Genomic DNA, 15,833 nt, shown 5'->3' on the forward strand with positions numbered 1-15,833 from the left:
GCCTCAGACCGCCCTCTCGGATAACCTCCGACGAGGGCGTTTCTGTTTGCGGCGTCGAGTACCCTCGCGTCCTCCATAGTTTCATTTCAAGGCTTCGCACAACCGACCATGGCAGTTCAGTGGTTCCCAGGGCACATGCACCTGACCCGCCAAGCCATCGAAGACCGCATCAAGCAGGTGGATGTGGTCATCGAGATGGTTGATGCGCGCTTACCGGCTTCCAGTGCCAATCCTCTACTGGCTCAGTTGACGTCCAAACGTCCTCGACTGAAGGTGCTCAACAAACAGGATCTCGCCGATCCAGAGCGCACTGCGGCATGGCTGGCCCATTACAACGCGCATGAGAGTATGCGCGCCATTGCCCTGGATACGACCGACGGTCAAGCCGCCCGCCGCCTGATCGCGCCTTGCCAAGAATTGGCTCCGAGTCGCGGCAGTCTTTCCAAGCCCTTGCGCGTGCTGATTTGTGGCATCCCCAATGTCGGCAAATCCACGCTCATTAACCGGATGATAGGCAAGAGCGCCGCTAAGGCTGCCGATGAGGCTGGCGTGACGCGCAAGGAACAACGTTACGTTCTTGAAGATGGCTTTTATCTGTTCGATACGCCAGGCGTGCTCTGGCCCCGCATCATCGTTGCTCAGAGCGGTTATCGACTGGCCGCCAGTGGTGCTGTGGGCCGCAATGCGTTCGACGATGAAGAAGTTGCGCTGGAGCTCTTGGACTATTTGAAGCTTTCTTATCCTCAACTGTTGGCCTCTCGATATGGCTTGAAGGTTGGGTTGAACGATGAACAAGGGCGTGCTTTGGAAAGCGATGCCTTGCTAGAGGCCATCGGCCGCGCCCGTGGTGCACTGATGTCTGGCGGAAAAATCAACGTGCAGAAAGCCGCCGAACTGCTGCTGCATGATTTCCGCTCCGGCGCCCTCGGGCGCATCACACTTGAAACTCCGGCGGAATTCGCGCTTTGGTTGGCCGAGGGTAAGAAGCTCGACGCTGAGCGCCAGTTGCGCAAGGAGGCGCTGGCCGAGGAGGGGCATATCCGTGCACGCCCGCCCGTCAGAAAGACTCCATCCAAGAAACCTGTTCAGAAAAGATCCGCGTGGTGAAGCTGCTCCTGCCCCAACAACTCCAGATTGCGCCTGACCGGCAAGACCCGCAGCCGCTGGTTATCTACCACGCGCGTTGCCCGGATGGTTTTTGCGCCGCGCTTGCGGCTTGGCTGTTTTACGAGGGTCGTGCTGAGTTCCGCGCCTGCGACCACGGCGACGTTCGCACCGTGGAGGATTTGCCCGCGCTTGATGGCCGCGCGGTCTACATTCTCGACTTCTCTTTTGCCGCTGATCTGCTGAGCGAGATCGAGCGGCGTGCCGCCAAGCTGGTGCTCCTGGACCATCACAAAAGCGCCGCTGAAAAGTTGACGGGCTTCGCCTGCAGGTGCGGCGCCGTGCATTTCGACATGCAGCGCTCGGGTGCGCGCTTGGCCTGGGACTACTTCCAGTCAGACCGCCCTGCGCCCGCACTGGTTCGCTACATCGAAGACCGGGATCTCTGGAACTGGGCTTATCCTGAAAGCGCGGCCTTCCTGGCCGCCTTGGACATGGAGCCCATGGACTTCGAGCGTTGGGCTGAGATCGCCAATTACGACGAGGTGCAACTCGCGGATTTCATGTCCCGTGGTCAGGCCATGGACGAGAAATTTCGTAAGTTGGCGCAGGACATGGCCGTGAACGCCGAGCCTATTGTGTTCAACGGTCACGCCGGCCTCATGCTCAACGCCCCTGGCGCTTTTCACAGTTTGCTGGGTGACATCCTTTCCCGCCAAAGCGGCAGCTACGCCTTGTTGTGGTCCGCTGGCAAGGGCGGTGTCGTGAAGGTGGGTCTTCGGTCCCAAAAAGGATTCGACTGCATTCCACTTGCCGAAAGCATGGGCGGCGGTGGCCATGCCCAGGCCTGTGGCTTTCGGATGAGGGCCGAACGGCTGCCGGAACTTCTTTCAGGGGTCTTAAACCCTTGAAACAGGTCGGTTACAGGCCTTGGGCTTGATCGGCCCTAGAATGGAAAGACCGCTTCAAGGAGACCCACCATGGACATCAGTGCCAATACCGGAGCCGAACAAGCCGCGCTTTCCGCCGGGCAAGTGGCTTGGCAGGCCCAGGTCTACACCAAGAAAAAGTCGGAAGACATCGTCGAGCAAACCGTGGGCACCTTGCTGTCCTCGGTGCCTCAGATGGGGTCACAGCCGCTGGCCACCTCGGGCTCGCTCGGGACTCGCCTCAACGCCTACGCCTGAGTGCTTTCTCCCCTGACGCTACGCGTTGAAACGGCTGGCTGAATGCCAGCCGTTTTTCATGGTGGCTTTCGGAAACTCCAGGTTTCTTTGCTTCCGTCTCAGTAGCCCTCTCGCAGCACCACGTCCGAGCAGGGGTAGGCCGCGCAAGGCAACACATAACCTTCGTCCTTTTCTTCCCTGCTCAGGCCCGGCCACTCGATGTCATAACGCACGCGGCCGCTGATCAACCGTCCGACACAGGTGCGGCAGGTGCCGTTGCGGCAGGAACTGGGCCACGAGATGCCAGCTGCCTCCATCGATTGCAGCAGAGTCAAATCGCTCCAGGCATCGAACTGTTCGCGCTCTTGCGGGGCGAAGGCATCCTGGCAAGAACCCTGGTGGCGTTGACGGTCGGGGGCCTCTTCCATGTGCTCGAACGCGGGATTTAGGAGGGGATCGATGCGAAATCAGCGCGTGGAGCCGCCGTTCAAAAGCGTGGAATTGTAGGCTCCGCTTGCCCTTTTGCGCCCTATGAAGTCAACGGTGGTGCTAGCATGCCATCTCAATAGTTTCGAGCGCACGCTTTTCCGTAGAAGACTCATGAAGATCAGCCGTTTTGGTGTCGTTTCCCTCGTTGTCGTCGCCATCGTCGCCGCGGCTGCTTGGTACTTCCGCCCCCGTACCGAGGAAGCAAGCTCCTTGCCGGTGCAGGATGCATCCAACCCCACCTTCGTCGGGTCCGCGCCCCAGGCGCCCAAGAGCCCGGCCTTGACCCCGGTGACGCCCGCGCCTCCCATTCGACATCCCGTGCAGGCCATTCAACAGAACGAGCCGGAGTCCGCCGTCGCCAAGGTTCGCTCCCTGCCCACGCTGGAGGAGTCCGATCCGCGTCTCAAGGAAGACTTGGGTACGCTGCTCGGCCGCAAGAAGGTCGAGCAGTTCTTCCTCTTGGATAACTTCGTGCGCCGCGTCGTGAGCACCGTGGACAACCTCGGCCGCGACCACGCGCCGCCCATGATGTGGCCGGTGCATCCCTCGCCTGGACGTTTCTCTACCTTGCCACGCTCCGATGGCGAGATCATCAACCCCGACAACGGTCAGCGCTACAGCGCCCTCGTGCAGTTCATCGAGACCGTCAACCCCCGCCAAGTGGTGCAGCTCTACGTCAGCCTCTATCCGCTGTTCCAGCAGGCCTACGTCGAAATGGGCTACCCCCAGGGTTACTTCAATGACCGGCTGATCGCGGTCATTGATCAAATGCTGTCCACGCCCATCGTCGAGGAGCCCCTGCACGTCGCGTTGGTGAATGTGAAAGGCCCCTACCAGTCCGAGCGGCCTTGGACTCGTTATGAGTTCGTGGACGAAAAGCTGGAAGACCTCACGGCAGGCCAGAAGATCCTGCTGCGCACCGGCCCCTCCAACCACCGCCGCCTGCGCGCCAAGTTGATCGAGTACCGCAACCTGCTGACCAAGGCCGCCATGCCGGCCACCGCCAAGCAGTAAGTTTCAGCCCTTGGCTCGCAGCCCCTGAGCCAGCGCGCCCAGCGCGATACCGGCCAGGGCCCAGAGCAAGTCCAAGTTGCCCGTGCCCAGCCCTGCGATCGCCGGGCCTGGGCACACACCACACAAACCCCAGCCCAGCCCGAACAAGGCAGCGCCTTGCCAGGTGTCGCGGTTCCACACGCTGGGGTGCTGGCCGAAGGTGCCACCCAGCAGGGGACGCGCCAGCAGGCGCGGCGCACCTTGGTAGGCCAGCAGCACGACCAGCACTGCGCCACCCATCACCAGCATCAAGCCCCAGTCCTGCAAGCGCAGGAAGCTCAACACCACCTCTGGCCGCACCATGCCCGACAGCGAGAGGCCGAAGCCGAACAGCGCGCCCGCGGCCAGAGTGGCCAAGGGTGCGCGCAGCGTGTGTTTGACGATCCCCGCGCTCATGCGAACCTCGCTGACAGGAAAGCGACCGCATTGGCCGTGAGGAAGGCCGTGGCCATGAAGGTCAGCACCGCCCCCAGCGAGGGCAGTTGCAGCGAGCCCAAGCCGCAGATGCCATGGCCCGAGGTGCACCCGTTCGACAGCCGCGCGCCGTAGCCGACAAAAAAGCCGCCCAGCAGCAACTGCCACGCCGGTACGCGCGTGCCCAGCGCCGCGCCATCGGTGAAGCCCAGCCACCAGACCAGGGCACCAACGATCAGCCCCGCCGCATACACCAGCCGCCAGCCGCGCGTTTCCACGTAGCGCGTGGCCTGGAAATAGGGCCGCCGCACCAGCCAAGACCAGCTGCTGGAAAACACCGAACTCATGCCGCCGATGCGGCCCGTGCAGACGAACAGCAGCGCGGTGCCAGCGCCCACCAGCAGGCCGCCTGCCAGGTAGTGCGCCCAGCCGGTGGGAAACAGCGTGTCCAGAAGGGTGGAACTCATGTGTCTGTGAAGAAGTCAGGTCAGTGGGGTAAGCGGGTCAAAAAGTGCTCGCGCGGATTATCTGGCCTGCCACACCAGCAGCAGATTGTTGGCGGGCATGGTGTGCCGGGCCGCCAAGCGCAGCCCGGCGGCTTGGGCTTCCTGCTCCACCGCTTCGCGCCGGCGCAAACCCCACTCGGGGTTGCGTGCGCGCAGGCTGGCATCGAAGTCCAGGTTGCTGTCGGCGGTGGGCATGTCGTCCTCCAGGTAGGGTCCGTAGGTCACCAGCTGCCCGCCGGGCGCGAGGTGCTGGGCCGCGCCCCGCATCAGCGCGTCGCAGCAGGCCCAGGGCGCGATGTGCAGAAGGTTGGCGCAGTAGATCAGGTCAAAGCGCGCGCCCTCCAGCGGCCAGGGCTCTTGTTGCACGTCCAGCAGGCGCGGTGCGGCCACACGGTCTCGCAGGCTCTCGGGCACGCTTGCCTGGATGTGCGCCTGCAGCTCGGCGAAATACGTGTCTCGCAGATCCGTGGGCCACCATGTCCAGCCGGGCAGGTGCTGGGCGAACCAGGCCACATGCTGGCCGGTGCCGCTGGCGATTTCCAGGGCCCGGCCCTGCGCCCGCAGCAATGTGCGCAGTGTTTCGAGGATGGGGTGTTTGTTGCGCTCTGCTGCCGCGCTGAGGGCGCTCGTGCGGTGGGGCAGGTTGGGCTGTGTTGGGGTGCTCATGGCTCCTGGCTCAGAACGAGGAACCGGGCTCTCGCATGAACGCCACTTCCTCGGGCGTGGATGCCCGGCCCAGGACAGCGTTGCGGTGCGGGTAACGGCCGAAGCGCGCGATGATGGCCGTGTGCAGGCGCAGGAAACGCAGGTTCTCTTCCAGCCCGGCCTGGCTGAACAGCGGCAGCGCCTCGGCGTGCGCGGCCAAGTCCTCGCTGTGCATGTAGGGCATGTAGGCGTACAACCGCTGCGCCAGCGGCAGCAAGCGGTCCCCGCCTTGCGCCACCAGTTCGCGCGCGAGTGTCAGCGCCAGCGCGTCCTGCGCGAAAGCCTGCGGCATCTCGCGGTGAATGTTGCGGCTGAACTGGTCCAGCACGATGATCTCCGCCAGTCGCCCCGGCGCGTCCGTGCGCCAAGCCCGCAGACCGCCCGCTGCAGCCGTTTCCAGCAAGGCCCCGAAGCCTTCGCGCATGCGCGCGTCCAGCGCGGCGTCCTTGCTGAAATGCTGCTTGGGGCTGAGTTCCTCGAACCAGAAAGCCAGGACGTCATGCGATGTCATGCGGCCATCATGCCAGCGCGGTGATGCCCGAGCCGCTCAAGCCTGCCACACCCCGAAACCGGCCGAGCGCAGGTCGATGCCGATCTCCACCTCGCGCGCCTGTGCGTCCTCGTAACGCATGGGGTTGAAGCCCTCGTACAAATCGGGCAGCAGGCGCAGGCCGTACTTCGTCACATAGCGGTTGGCCTGGATGCCGGCCTTGTGCTTGTCGAAGCGCACATCCGGGTCCAGCCCGGTCATGCCCACATAGACGCAGGGCTGGCCTTCCACGTAGTCTGGGTTGCTCTTGCGAAAGCGCGGCTCCAGCAACACGTCCTTCGAGAGTTCGATGACGTAGACGTGGTAGTGGGGGCGGCGTGCCATGGCGAGGGATGCGAGCTGGCCATGCGTGGCGCAAAGCCCGTCATGGCCGCACAGCCGTTCAATGCTGAACGAAGGTGTAGCGCACGTCCTCGTTTTCCACCATCTCCAAGAAGTTGTCCAACACCTCCTCGTCGTCGGTGCTGCGCCAAAGGTCTTCCGGGTCGCTGGCGAACAGCGGCTCCACCGCCAGGTCCAGGTGCTGGCCGTCCGGCAGCTTGAGCACCTGCGTGCCCTCGGAGGTGGGCACGATCTCCCAATCGTCCGGGACGGCGAGTTCGAGCTGGATGGTGACGCGGAGTTGTTTCATGGTGGTGCCCCTCTGGAGGGCGCCAGCTTAGCGCATTGTTAGGGGATTAAGTGATGCCAAAGCTTGGAATCGGTCGAGCGCAGTCGCGGCCGATTCAGATGCCTATCACATAGCTAACAAAATGCCTATCGATAAGTTGAGGACGCAGATTAGTGGTTAGCAAGCCGCTATGTCATTGCATATTCAGCTCATTGCGGTTGTGACAGGATCCATGGAATCAGAATGGCTAAATCAGAATCGCTGGCTTGCGGGTTGGCAGGCATGGGAAAAGAGCCATAGAAACCTGAGTTGCTACCGCTTTTTACTCGGCTTTCCAGCACGCCGGCGGCGGGCGGGTTGTTCCGATAGCGGTCGGCTATGCGCTCGAAAGATGGAAGACTGGCGCTGTAGCCCGTACCTGTCACGGCGTGGCAGGCGATGCAGTTTTTGGCCTGCGCGAGCTGCACAGGGTCTGTGATGGGTGGCGGTGGCGTGTTGCAGAGTCCGGCGACAACGGGAATCCAGTTGCCACTGTTCTGGCAACTCATGTATTGCGCACCCTGCAGCCCTGGAGTGGTGTTGGTTACAGACACGGTATTGCCAGCACCTGTTAGAGGAACCGTGCCTGAGCAGGTGTTAGATCCCGAAGTCCAGTCGATCGACTGTGCCGGGCATGTGACCGGGACGTAAGTGGTGTTGCATGTGCCTCCTGCCTGTACAGTCCAGGAGCTGTTTTGGCAGGTGGCCGTTGCTGCGCCACTGACTCCGCCGAAAGCATACGTCAGTGCGATACTGCGTCCAGACGCGGTGGGTACGGAGGAGGCGTGGCAGGAGTAAGACGCCGAGCTCCAACCTAATGTCACGGCGCCGACACAAGGCTCTGCTGGTGCTTGAGGCAACGACGGAACCTGATTGGCCCAAACCGTGGAAGACAAATTCACGGGGAAGCCGTCATTGTCATAGGCGTTCTCGTCGCCGTCATATAGTTCATTGCCCCGCAGATGCCAAAGGTCGCTCGTATAGAAACCAGTGGCTAGGATTCTGGGAATTTTCAGGCGCAGTACGTTGCCTAACAGCACTGTATCCGCCGTTGGGCCTGCACTGTAGCTGGTGTTGCCGGCTGGCATAAACTCTAAGATGACCTTATGTCCAGTGCCGCCCGCAACGGCTGTTTCAGCTATGAGATAGAGGTTGCTACTGCCTACGTTGTAAGTGACGGTGCCCAGAGCTGAACCGGAACAAGCGTTATCGTCGTAGAAGTCGAAGCGGCCACTCAGACTCGCAACGCTACTTGCTGATTGCAGACCGACGGTGAAAACCAACTTTGCGTAAAGCGGGTTGCCGGTTTCGTAATTGCTGCCGTCAGGTATCGCTGAACACGTACTGACATAGTTACCGTTGTACAGCCGGGCATCAAGTGAAGGGCTCTGAGGAGCAGTCGAATTGCCGCCGTTGCCATCGCTGCCACCTCCACAACCCATGACTAAGGTCGCGATTGTCATCACTGCGTACCACCAGAATCGCCTCACGGGCATTACTCCTTGTTTTTTGTGTTTAGTGAGCTTTACTTATTCCAAGAATCCTTGAGCCCGGAGATCCGATTGAACACGGGCTTACCCGCCCCATGGTCCTTGCGGTCCGCCACAAAGTAGCCATGCCGCTCGAACTGGAACTTCTCATCCGGCTTCGCGCTGGCCAGTGAAGGCTCCACATAAGCGGCGACGGTCTTGAGGCTGTCGGGGTTGAGGCTGGCGAGGAAGTCCTTGCCGCCCGCGTCGGGTTGGGGGTCGGTGAACAGGCGGTCGTAGAGGCGCACTTCGGCGGCGATGCCGTCGTTCACGCCGACCCAGGTGATGACGCCCTTGACCTTGATGGCGTCGGCGCCGGGGGTGCCGCTCTTGGTGTCGGGGATAAGTTCGGCGTGCACTTCGGTGACGTTGCCCGCCGCGTCCTTGACCGCACCCTTGCACTCGATGACGTGGCCGTATTTCAGGCGCACCTTGTTGCCGGGGAAGAGACGGAAGAAGCCCTTGGGCGGCGTTTCTTCATAGTCCGTGCGTTCGATCCAGAGTTCCTTGCCGAACTTGAATTGGCGCTGGCCGCGCTCGGGGTGGTGCAGGTGCACGGGGGCGGCGCATTGGTCCAGTGCACCAGCGCCCATGACCTCGTCCCAATTCGTGATGACCAGCTTCACCGGGTCCAGCACCGACATGGCGCGTGCGGCCTTGGGGTCCAGGTCTTCGCGCAGGCAACCGTCCAGCGTGCCGTAGTCGATCCAGGAATAGTCCTTGGTGACGCCGATGCGCTCGGCGAAGAGCTGGATGCTCTCGGGCGTGTAACCACGGCGGCGCAGGCCGACGATGGTGGGCATGCGCGGGTCATCCCACCCGGTGACGTGCTGCTCATTGACCAGTTGCGCCAGCTTGCGCTTGCTGGTGATGACGTAGGTCAGGTTGAGTCGCGCGAATTCGTACTGGCGCGGTTGCGGGCTGTTGATCAGGCCGCCTTCGCGCAGACGGTCCAGCAGCCAGTCGTAGAAGGGGCGCTGGTCTTCGAATTCCAGCGTGCAGATGCTGTGGGTGATGTTTTCCAGCGCGTCCTCGATGGGGTGCGCGAAGGTGTACATGGGGTAGATGCACCAGGTGTTGCCGGTGTTGTGGTGCTCGGCGTGCTTGATGCGGTAGATGGCCGGGTCGCGCAGGTTGATATTGGGCGAGGCCATGTCGATCTTGGCGCGCAGCACGGCCGCGCCATCGGACAGCTTGCCGTCACGCATCTCGCGAAAACGCGCCAGGTTTTCGGCGGGCGTGCGGCTGCGGAAGGGGCTGTCCTTGCCAGGCGTGGTGAAGTCGCCGCGGTTGGCGCGCATCTGCTCGGGCGTCTGCTCGTCCACGTAGGCTTTGCCGGTCTCGATCAGGTACTCGGCCGCGCGGTACATGAAGTCGAAGTAGTTGCTGGCGTAGTAGCGGTGTTCCACGTTCACGCCGTTGTGCGTCGCGTTCCAGTCAAAGCCCAGCCATTGCACGGCGTCGCTGATGCTGTCGACGTATTCCTGTTCTTCCTTCTCGGGGTTGGTGTCGTCGAAGCGCAGGTGGCAAACGCCGCCGTAATCGCGCGCCAAGCCGAAGTTCAGGCAGATGCTCTTGGCGTGCCCCACGTGCAGGTAGCCGTTGGGCTCGGGCGGGAAGCGGGTGCGGATCTTGGCGGGGTCGGGCTGGCCCGCTTGCTGGGTCGCCGCGTCGGCGGGGTGGCCGCTCCAGCGGCGGCTGGCGTAGGTGCCGGCGTTGAGGTCGTGCTCGATGATTTGCCGTAGGAAGTTGCTCGGGGCTGGGCTGGCCTGGCCGGCCTGGCTGGTCTTGGCGGCGTCGTTCTTGGACGGGTCCGGCTTGGGGGCTGCGTTGTTGTTTGGGGCGCTCATGAGGGCTGGGAAGAAACGACGAGAGTAGACGGGCGAGAGTAGACGGCCAAAACCGCGTGGGTTCCGCGCGGGGCGCGGGTATCTGCAAGATTTTATGACGCAGCCGTCACACAGGGACGTCCCTGCCTAGGCAAGGTCGGCGGCATTTGTATCGCGGGGGCAAGGCTGGTATGCTGGACAGCGCTGCGGACCTCCCCCGCGGCAAACCGTGTCCGTCTCGCCAAGGGGGCGGCCAAGGTCTTTGACGGCGCTTACCCAAGCGCCGTTTTTTCTGGTGAGACATCTTTTTCAGGCAGATTGCGCGCGTGGATGCTCTACTTTTGTTGAAGGCCGCCCTGATGGGCATCGTCGAAGGCCTGACCGAATTCCTTCCCATCTCCAGCACGGGGCATTTGATCTTGGCGGGCAGCCTCTTGGGCTTCCACGACGAGAAAGCCAAGGTGTTCGACATCGCGATTCAGACCGGTGCGATCTTCGCTGTCATCTTGGTTTATTGGCAAAAGATCCGCGCCACGCTGGTGGAATTGCCCACGCAAGCGCGCGCACGGCGCTTCGCGCTCAATGTGTTGATCGCCTTCTTCCCCGCCGTGCTGCTGGGGCTGCTGGCGGGCAAGGCCATTCAGGCGCACCTCTTCACGCCCGAAGTGGTGGCGACCACGTTCATCGTGGGCGGCTTCATCATCCTCTGGGCGGAGCGGCGCCAAGCGCGCCTGGCCGCGCAGCCGCTGGCGCGGGGCGCCCACGCGCCCCTGGTGCAAGACGTGGACGACATGCGCTGGCAGGACGCGCTCAAGGTCGGCCTCGTGCAGTGCCTGGCCATGGTGCCGGGCACCAGCCGCAGCGGCGCGACCATCATCGGGGGCATGCTGCTGGGCCTGTCGCGCAAGGCCGCTACGGATTTCTCTTTCTACCTCGCCATGCCCACGCTGATCGGCGCGGGGGCCTACAGCCTGTACAAGGAGCGCGCCCTGCTGAGCCTGGCGGACTTGCCGATGTTCGGCGTCGGTTTGCTGTTCTCCTTCATCAGCGCCTGGCTCTGCGTGCGCTGGCTGCTGCGTTTCATTGCCACGCACAGCTTCGTGGGCTTCGCCTGGTACCGCATCGTCTTTGGCCTGATCGTGCTGGGCACGGCCTGGAGCGGACTGGTGGAGTGGCGTGCGGCTTGAACGATCCGGCGGCGCGGCGGTGCGGCGGGCGGCGTTCTGAGCAGACCAGACCTAAACTGGACCCTAAGGCCTGGCGATCCCCAGGCCTTTCCTCCGGCTAAAATCTTGCGTGCAATTGGATTGCGTCATATTTTTAACGCCCTGCGAGGAAATCCCCATGTCCGAATTTCAGCAACTGAGCGCCCTGTCTCTGGGCGGAAAGCCCGTCTCCCTCGGTGACTACCAGGGCAAGGTGGTGCTGGTGGTCAACACCGCCAGCCAATGCGGCTTCACACCCCAGTACGCGGGCCTGGAGCAGCTCTACAAACAGTACAAGGACCAGGGCCTGGTCATCCTGGGTTTTCCGTGCAACCAGTTCGGGCAGCAGGAACCGGGCGGCGCCAAGGAAATCGCCGAGACCTGCGAGATCAACTACGGCGTGACCTTTCCGATGTTCGCCAAGGTGGACGTCAACGGCCCGCAGGCGCACCCGCTCTTTCAGTGGCTGACCGCCAAGTTGCCGGGCTGGTTTGGGCGGCGCGTGAAGTGGAACTTCACCAAGTTCCTGATTGGCCGTGATGGCCAGCCCATCAAGCGCTTTGCCCCCATCACCAAGCCGGCTCGCCTGGAGTCTCAGGTGCGCCGCGCACTGGGCCTGTCCTGAACGTTGCCGGTGGGGCCGGGGCCGAGGCGGCGCTCAGGCCGCTTCCAGCCAGAGCTTTTCCAGATTGGGGAAGTTCCACTGCTCCGGGTTCTCGCGCGACACGATGCGCACCGGGCAATCCGCGCTGGCGAGGTTGAAGGTTTGCGGTGGAATGCGGCGGTCGCGTTCCACCGAATAGAAGGCGCGGATGATGGGCTTGGTCAGCGCCTGCTCCGACTGGTCGACCACGATGCCCAGCATCACCCCCGAGGGCGTGCCCGCATTGTTGGCGTTGAGCCGCAGCAATGAGCCGATCGGGTAGATGCCCACGCTCTTGACGAAGGCCTGGAACACCCGCTGGTCGAAGTGCCCGCCGGCCCACTCGGCCATCTTGTGCAGAGACTCCGCGGGGTCCCAGCCGTTCTTGTAGGGGCGGTTGGAGGTGATGGCGTCGTACACGTCGCACACGGCGCCCATCTTGGCGTACAGGCTGATCTCCTCGCCCTTGAGGCCATGCGGGTAGCCCGTGCCATTCATTTTTTCGTGGTGGTGCAGCACCACGTCCAGAGCCTCGGGCGGAAGGTTGCGCATCTCGCGCAGGATGTCGTAGCCCTGGGCCGGGTGCTCGCGCATGATGGCGAACTCGTGTTCGGTCAGCTTGCCCGGCTTGTCCAGCACTTCCTTGGGGATCTTGGCCTTGCCCACGTCATGCAGCAGCCCGGCCATGCCCGCGGCTTCCGTCTGCCGGTCGTCCAGGCCGAGCTGGCGCGCCAGGGCGATCATCAGGGCGCACACCGCCACCGAATGCATGTAGGTGTAGTCATCCGCCTTCTTCAGGCGCGCCATGCTGATCAGCGCGCTGGCGTTGCGGTTGATCGACTGGGAAATCTGTTCCACCAACTGATGGGCGTTGCGGGTGTCGACCGCGTGTCCCATGCGCGCCTCCTGGAACATGGACAGCACGGTGTCCTTGGCCTCGGCGCAGATCTGCGCGGCGCGCTGCAACTCGGCGTGGATGGGCTCGCTGGGCCGTGAGCGTGAGGGCGGTGGCGGGGGCAGCTTGTGACTGGAGGCCGGCTGCGGCAGGTCTCGCGCCATGGCGTCGCCGTCGTCGGCTGCCCGACCTTCGGCCGGCACATCCAGGCCCTTGCCGGTGTCGATCCAGACCTCGCGCACCTCGCTGGCGAGAATGCGCTCCAGGTCTTCGCGGTTGTCCAGAAAGAAGCTGTCCCGCCAAAACGGGTGGTCGGTCCAAGACCCGCGCAACTCCTCGATCCACATTCCCAATTCAAGACGGTCGACACTGATGCACTTGAGCATGGATTCCTCGCCATTCCAGGGCGGAACAGAACAGAAAGAAGATAGGGTTTTGTAGCCCAGGATGGTCCGGGGTATTGTTACATTTGTAACTATGCCTGTCTCTTTGTTATTTGGCATCACCCAAAAGAATGATCGCCCACGGAAAACCTGGAATTGATGGCATGCGCGTGAACAATGCCGATGCCGCCCCCAACCTGGAGGGGGCCGTGGTCGCCGAGGCCGTGCGGGAGCACTACCGCAACCAGCCGATTGCCTTGTTTGCCAGTGCCGCCACGTCGGCTTTCACCGCCGTGGTGGTGGCGCCCGCGACGCCCACCCTGGTGTGGGTGAGCTGGCTGCTGCTGATGTACGCCCAGGTCGGCGTGCGCCTGCTGCTGTTGCTGGCCTACCAGCGCGGCCACCCAGACGCGGAGTCCATGGCGCGCTGGGGCCGCAGATCCAGCGTTGGGCAGTTGGTGTCGGGCTTGGTGTGGGGGGCCGGGGCGCTCGTCCTCAACCCCAGCGGGGCGATGGAGGTGCAACTGTTCCTGACCGTGATGATCGCCATGCTCGCGATCACCGCGGGCGGGGCATTTGCCACGCTGCGCCCCGCCTTCCTCGCCTTTTACCTGCCCTGCATGCTGCCGCTGCCCTTCGCCTTGTTCTCGATCGGCGGCAACATCGGCCACGTCGCGGGCCTGACCCTGCTGATCTACACCTACTTCTTCGGCGTCTTTTCCCTGCGCGTGAACCGCGGTTTGCTGGAATCCATACGCCTGCGCTTGGCGCAGACGCAGCTGGCCGAGCAGTTGGCGCAGCGCACCGCCGTGGCGGAAGCGGCGGCGGCGGACAAATCGCGCTTCCTGGCCGCGGCCAGCCACGACTTGCGCCAACCCCTGCATGCCCTGGCGTTGTTCGTGGATGCCCTCAAATCCTGCGTGGACGGGCCTTCGCGCGAGGCGCTGGTGCGCAACATCGAGCAATCGCTGGGGGCGATGGACTCGCTCTTCCACGCCTTGCTCGACATCTCGAAGCTGGATGCGGGCGTGGTGCGCCCGGTTTGGGAGCCTTTCCCCGTGCAGGCCCTGCTGGATGACGTGCTGCTGAACTTCAGCGGTCCAGCCCAGGCGCAGGGGCTGCGCCTGCTCGTTCGGCCCAGTGCGGCCTGGGTGCGAGGCGACCGCCTGCTGTGCGGGCAGATGCTGGCCAATCTGGTCTCCAACGCCTTGCGCTACACGCGCCAGGGCGGCGTGTTGGTCGCTTGCCGCCGCGAGCGGCGCGGCGGGCGGGATGGGCGCGACGGCGGCTGGCGCATCGTGGTGCTCGACACGGGCATCGGCATTGCCCCCGAGCAATTGGACGAGGTGTTCAAGGAATTCGTCCAAATTGGCAACCCCGAGCGCGACCGCCGCCAGGGCTTGGGACTGGGGCTGGCCATCGTGCGCCGCATCGCCGATCTGATGCGGATGCCAGTGCATGTGCGCTCGCGGCCTGGGCGCGGGTCCACCTTCGGTTTCTCGCTGCCGCGCGCCGAGCCGCAGGCCGCCGCCGCGCACGCAGTCCACGGTGCCGTGGCGGGCGATTCAGTGTCGCAGTTTGAAGGGCAACTGACGGGGTGCCTGGTGGCGGTGCTGGACGATGAAATCCACGTGCGCGAAGGCATGCAGGCCTTGCTGCAGAGCTGGGGGGCGCAGGTGGTCACCGCGCCCAGTTGCGCGGCCCTGATCGCTGGGCTGAACGCGCAAACCCGCGCGCCCGATGTGCTGGTGTGCGACTACCGCCTCCAGGGTGGAGCGAGTGGCATCACGGCCGTGCACGAGGTGCGGGAGGAGTTCAACAGCGCCATTCCCGCCTTGCTGGTCACGGGGGACACGGCCCCGGACCGCTTGGCGCAAGCCACGGCCAGCGGTCTGCCCCTCTTGCACAAGCCGGTGCAGCCCCGCGTCTTGCGCCGCATGCTGTCGGCGCTGGCCCGCCAGGGCCCCCAGGCACCTCAGGCCCATGCGGACAGGGTCTGAGCGACCCGAGCAAGCGAGCAAGGGGCGCGTCGCGCTGGCCCGATTCAATCCTTGACGATGCCGCGCAAACGCGCTTCGACGATGGCCTGGGTGCGGCTCATCACGTTCAAGGCTTTGAAGATGGCCGAGATGTGAGTTTTCACGGTGTTGTGCGTCAGGTTCATGTCGCGGGCGATTTCCTTGTTGGACAGCCCCTGGCAAAGGCGGGCCAGCACCTGGTGCTGGCGCTTGGTCAGGCCGTGCTCGTCCGTTCCACCCCCGCCTGCTCGGGGCGCGGTGCCCAGGATCGCGCCCGCCATCGACGGCGGCGCGTAGAAGCCGCCCTCCAAGCCGCCTTCCAGCACTTGGCGCAGGGCGTGCAACATGTCAGGTGGGCGCATGGACTTGGGCACGAAGCCCTGGGCACCGGCCGCCAGTGCGGCGCGGGCGTCGGACTGCTGTTCGGACCCCGAGACCACGGCGATGGGCGCGTCCGGCTGCAATTGGCGCAGCAGTCCGATGGCCGCCAACCCGCTCATGCGGGGCAATTGCAGATCGACCAGGATGAGGCGCACGGCGCCGTCGGTGTTTTTCGCCATGACCAAGGCCGACTCGACGTCGCCCACGCCCGTGATGTTGGCCTCGGGCAGCAAGGTCCGCAGCAAGGGGAACAGCCCCTCGCGAAACAGGGGATGGTCATCGATGACCAGGACGCGCTGAGGCGTTTGCATGCT

The 15,833-nt window shown here is 63.8% G+C and carries 18 protein-coding genes; 7 read left to right on the forward strand and 11 right to left on the reverse strand.

Going from position 1 to position 15,833, the window contains the following annotated elements; genetic code table 11:
• The first annotated feature begins 108 nt into the window (after positions 1 to 108).
• From ylqF to HGR_RS02065, 3 genes are all read left to right on the forward strand, one after another.
• Entirely contained in the window at positions 109 to 1,107 is a 999-nt protein-coding gene (gene ylqF / locus HGR_RS02055; RefSeq protein ID WP_050797362.1) for a ribosome biogenesis GTPase YlqF, read from the forward strand.
• Positions 1,101 to 2,015, forward strand: coding sequence for a DHH family phosphoesterase (locus tag HGR_RS02060; RefSeq protein WP_006296402.1), 915 nt, complete (start codon positions 1,101 to 1,103; stop codon positions 2,013 to 2,015). Before ylqF ends, HGR_RS02060 begins: the two co-directional genes overlap by 7 nt.
• A gap of 69 nt (positions 2,016 to 2,084) precedes the next feature.
• The gene (locus HGR_RS02065; RefSeq protein ID WP_006296403.1) at positions 2,085 to 2,291 is read left to right on the forward strand and encodes a hypothetical protein; all 207 of its coding nucleotides are present in this window, start codon (positions 2,085 to 2,087) and stop codon (positions 2,289 to 2,291) included.
• Between the two features lie 98 nt (positions 2,292 to 2,389).
• Here the strand turns inward: HGR_RS02065 and HGR_RS02070 are convergent, their stop codons facing one another.
• On the reverse strand, positions 2,390 to 2,698 hold the full coding sequence (locus HGR_RS02070) for a 2Fe-2S iron-sulfur cluster-binding protein (RefSeq protein WP_006296404.1): 309 nt from the start codon (positions 2,696 to 2,698) through the stop codon (positions 2,390 to 2,392).
• Between the two features lie 172 nt (positions 2,699 to 2,870).
• Here HGR_RS02070 and HGR_RS02075 point away from each other — a divergent pair, with 172 nt between their 5' ends.
• The gene (locus tag HGR_RS02075; protein WP_006296405.1) at positions 2,871 to 3,773 is read left to right on the forward strand and encodes a DUF3014 domain-containing protein; all 903 of its coding nucleotides are present in this window, start codon (positions 2,871 to 2,873) and stop codon (positions 3,771 to 3,773) included.
• A gap of 3 nt (positions 3,774 to 3,776) precedes the next feature.
• Here the strand turns inward: HGR_RS02075 and HGR_RS02080 are convergent, their stop codons facing one another.
• From HGR_RS02080 to HGR_RS02110, 8 genes are all read right to left on the reverse strand, one after another.
• Entirely contained in the window at positions 3,777 to 4,208 is a 432-nt protein-coding gene (locus HGR_RS02080; RefSeq protein WP_006296406.1) for a DUF6691 family protein, read from the reverse strand.
• Complete coding sequence (locus HGR_RS02085) at positions 4,205 to 4,693, reverse strand: YeeE/YedE family protein (protein WP_006296407.1); 489 nt, start codon at positions 4,691 to 4,693, stop codon at positions 4,205 to 4,207. Before HGR_RS02085 ends, HGR_RS02080 begins: the two co-directional genes overlap by 4 nt.
• Before the next feature lie 57 nt (positions 4,694 to 4,750).
• On the reverse strand, positions 4,751 to 5,398 hold the full coding sequence (locus HGR_RS02090) for a DUF938 domain-containing protein (protein ID WP_006296408.1): 648 nt from the start codon (positions 5,396 to 5,398) through the stop codon (positions 4,751 to 4,753).
• 10 nt (positions 5,399 to 5,408) lie between these two features.
• Positions 5,409 to 5,948 (reverse strand): DUF924 family protein, encoded by a 540-nt coding sequence (locus HGR_RS02095; RefSeq protein WP_006296409.1) that lies wholly within the window; start codon positions 5,946 to 5,948, stop codon positions 5,409 to 5,411.
• 36 nt (positions 5,949 to 5,984) lie between these two features.
• On the reverse strand, positions 5,985 to 6,311 hold the full coding sequence (locus tag HGR_RS02100; protein WP_006296410.1) for a hypothetical protein: 327 nt from the start codon (positions 6,309 to 6,311) through the stop codon (positions 5,985 to 5,987).
• 58 nt (positions 6,312 to 6,369) lie between these two features.
• On the reverse strand, positions 6,370 to 6,618 hold the full coding sequence (locus tag HGR_RS02105) for a hypothetical protein (protein WP_006296411.1): 249 nt from the start codon (positions 6,616 to 6,618) through the stop codon (positions 6,370 to 6,372).
• 188 nt (positions 6,619 to 6,806) lie between these two features.
• Entirely contained in the window at positions 6,807 to 8,099 is a 1,293-nt protein-coding gene (locus tag HGR_RS17180) for a c-type cytochrome (RefSeq protein ID WP_169312664.1), read from the reverse strand.
• 62 nt (positions 8,100 to 8,161) lie between these two features.
• Positions 8,162 to 10,015: a glutamine--tRNA ligase/YqeY domain fusion protein gene (locus HGR_RS02110; RefSeq protein ID WP_006296413.1), complete on the reverse strand. Its 1,854-nt coding sequence runs from the start codon at positions 10,013 to 10,015 to the stop codon at positions 8,162 to 8,164.
• Positions 10,016 to 10,320: 305 nt separating this feature from the next.
• Between HGR_RS02110 and HGR_RS02115 the strand changes: the two genes are divergently transcribed.
• Both HGR_RS02115 and HGR_RS02120 read left to right on the forward strand, forming a co-directional pair.
• Positions 10,321 to 11,181 carry an undecaprenyl-diphosphate phosphatase gene (locus tag HGR_RS02115; protein WP_006296414.1) on the forward strand — a complete coding sequence of 287 codons (861 nt, stop codon included), beginning with the start codon at positions 10,321 to 10,323 and terminating at the stop codon, positions 11,179 to 11,181.
• A gap of 157 nt (positions 11,182 to 11,338) precedes the next feature.
• On the forward strand, positions 11,339 to 11,824 hold the full coding sequence (locus HGR_RS02120; RefSeq protein WP_006296416.1) for a glutathione peroxidase: 486 nt from the start codon (positions 11,339 to 11,341) through the stop codon (positions 11,822 to 11,824).
• Positions 11,825 to 11,857: 33 nt separating this feature from the next.
• Here the strand turns inward: HGR_RS02120 and HGR_RS02125 are convergent, their stop codons facing one another.
• A complete protein-coding gene (locus tag HGR_RS02125; protein ID WP_006296417.1) occupies positions 11,858 to 13,123 on the reverse strand; it encodes an HD-GYP domain-containing protein in 1,266 nt (421 codons plus the stop codon).
• A 161-nt stretch (positions 13,124 to 13,284) separates the two neighbouring features.
• On the opposite strand from HGR_RS02125, the gene HGR_RS02130 reads away from it, so the two are divergent.
• Complete coding sequence (locus HGR_RS02130; protein WP_006296418.1) at positions 13,285 to 15,120, forward strand: ATP-binding response regulator; 1,836 nt, start codon at positions 13,285 to 13,287, stop codon at positions 15,118 to 15,120.
• Between the two features lie 44 nt (positions 15,121 to 15,164).
• Here the strand turns inward: HGR_RS02130 and HGR_RS02135 are convergent, their stop codons facing one another.
• Complete coding sequence (locus HGR_RS02135; RefSeq protein ID WP_006296419.1) at positions 15,165 to 15,830, reverse strand: response regulator; 666 nt, start codon at positions 15,828 to 15,830, stop codon at positions 15,165 to 15,167.
• Positions 15,831 to 15,833: the final 3 nt, after the last annotated feature.

This window comes from Hylemonella gracilis ATCC 19624, assembly GCF_000211835.1.
In the GTDB taxonomy this organism is placed as follows: domain Bacteria; phylum Pseudomonadota; class Gammaproteobacteria; order Burkholderiales; family Burkholderiaceae_C; genus Hylemonella; species Hylemonella gracilis.

Bases quoted from the DNA above. Each gene is read 5' to 3' on its own strand.
- HGR_RS02075 (WP_006296405.1), top strand. From the start codon at position 2,871: ATGAAGATCAGCCGTTTTGGTGTCGTTTCCCTCGTTGTCGTCGCCATC.
- HGR_RS02110 (WP_006296413.1), bottom strand. From the start codon at position 10,015: ATGAGCGCCCCAAACAACAACGCAGCCCCCAAGCCGGACCCGTCCAAG.
- HGR_RS02125 (WP_006296417.1), bottom strand. From the start codon at position 13,123: ATGCTCAAGTGCATCAGTGTCGACCGTCTTGAATTGGGAATGTGGATC.
- HGR_RS02080 (WP_006296406.1), bottom strand. From the start codon at position 4,208: ATGAGCGCGGGGATCGTCAAACACACGCTGCGCGCACCCTTGGCCACT.
- HGR_RS02135 (WP_006296419.1), bottom strand. From the start codon at position 15,830: ATGCAAACGCCTCAGCGCGTCCTGGTCATCGATGACCATCCCCTGTTT.
- HGR_RS02130 (WP_006296418.1), top strand. From the start codon at position 13,285: ATGCGCGTGAACAATGCCGATGCCGCCCCCAACCTGGAGGGGGCCGTG.
- HGR_RS02085 (WP_006296407.1), bottom strand. From the start codon at position 4,693: ATGAGTTCCACCCTTCTGGACACGCTGTTTCCCACCGGCTGGGCGCAC.
- ylqF (WP_050797362.1), top strand. From the start codon at position 109: ATGGCAGTTCAGTGGTTCCCAGGGCACATGCACCTGACCCGCCAAGCC.
- HGR_RS02065 (WP_006296403.1), top strand. From the start codon at position 2,085: ATGGACATCAGTGCCAATACCGGAGCCGAACAAGCCGCGCTTTCCGCC.
- HGR_RS17180 (WP_169312664.1), bottom strand. From the start codon at position 8,099: ATGACAATCGCGACCTTAGTCATGGGTTGTGGAGGTGGCAGCGATGGC.
- HGR_RS02100 (WP_006296410.1), bottom strand. From the start codon at position 6,311: ATGGCACGCCGCCCCCACTACCACGTCTACGTCATCGAACTCTCGAAG.
- HGR_RS02095 (WP_006296409.1), bottom strand. From the start codon at position 5,948: ATGACATCGCATGACGTCCTGGCTTTCTGGTTCGAGGAACTCAGCCCC.
- HGR_RS02070 (WP_006296404.1), bottom strand. From the start codon at position 2,698: ATGGAAGAGGCCCCCGACCGTCAACGCCACCAGGGTTCTTGCCAGGAT.
- HGR_RS02120 (WP_006296416.1), top strand. From the start codon at position 11,339: ATGTCCGAATTTCAGCAACTGAGCGCCCTGTCTCTGGGCGGAAAGCCC.
- HGR_RS02090 (WP_006296408.1), bottom strand. From the start codon at position 5,398: ATGAGCACCCCAACACAGCCCAACCTGCCCCACCGCACGAGCGCCCTC.
- HGR_RS02105 (WP_006296411.1), bottom strand. From the start codon at position 6,618: ATGAAACAACTCCGCGTCACCATCCAGCTCGAACTCGCCGTCCCGGAC.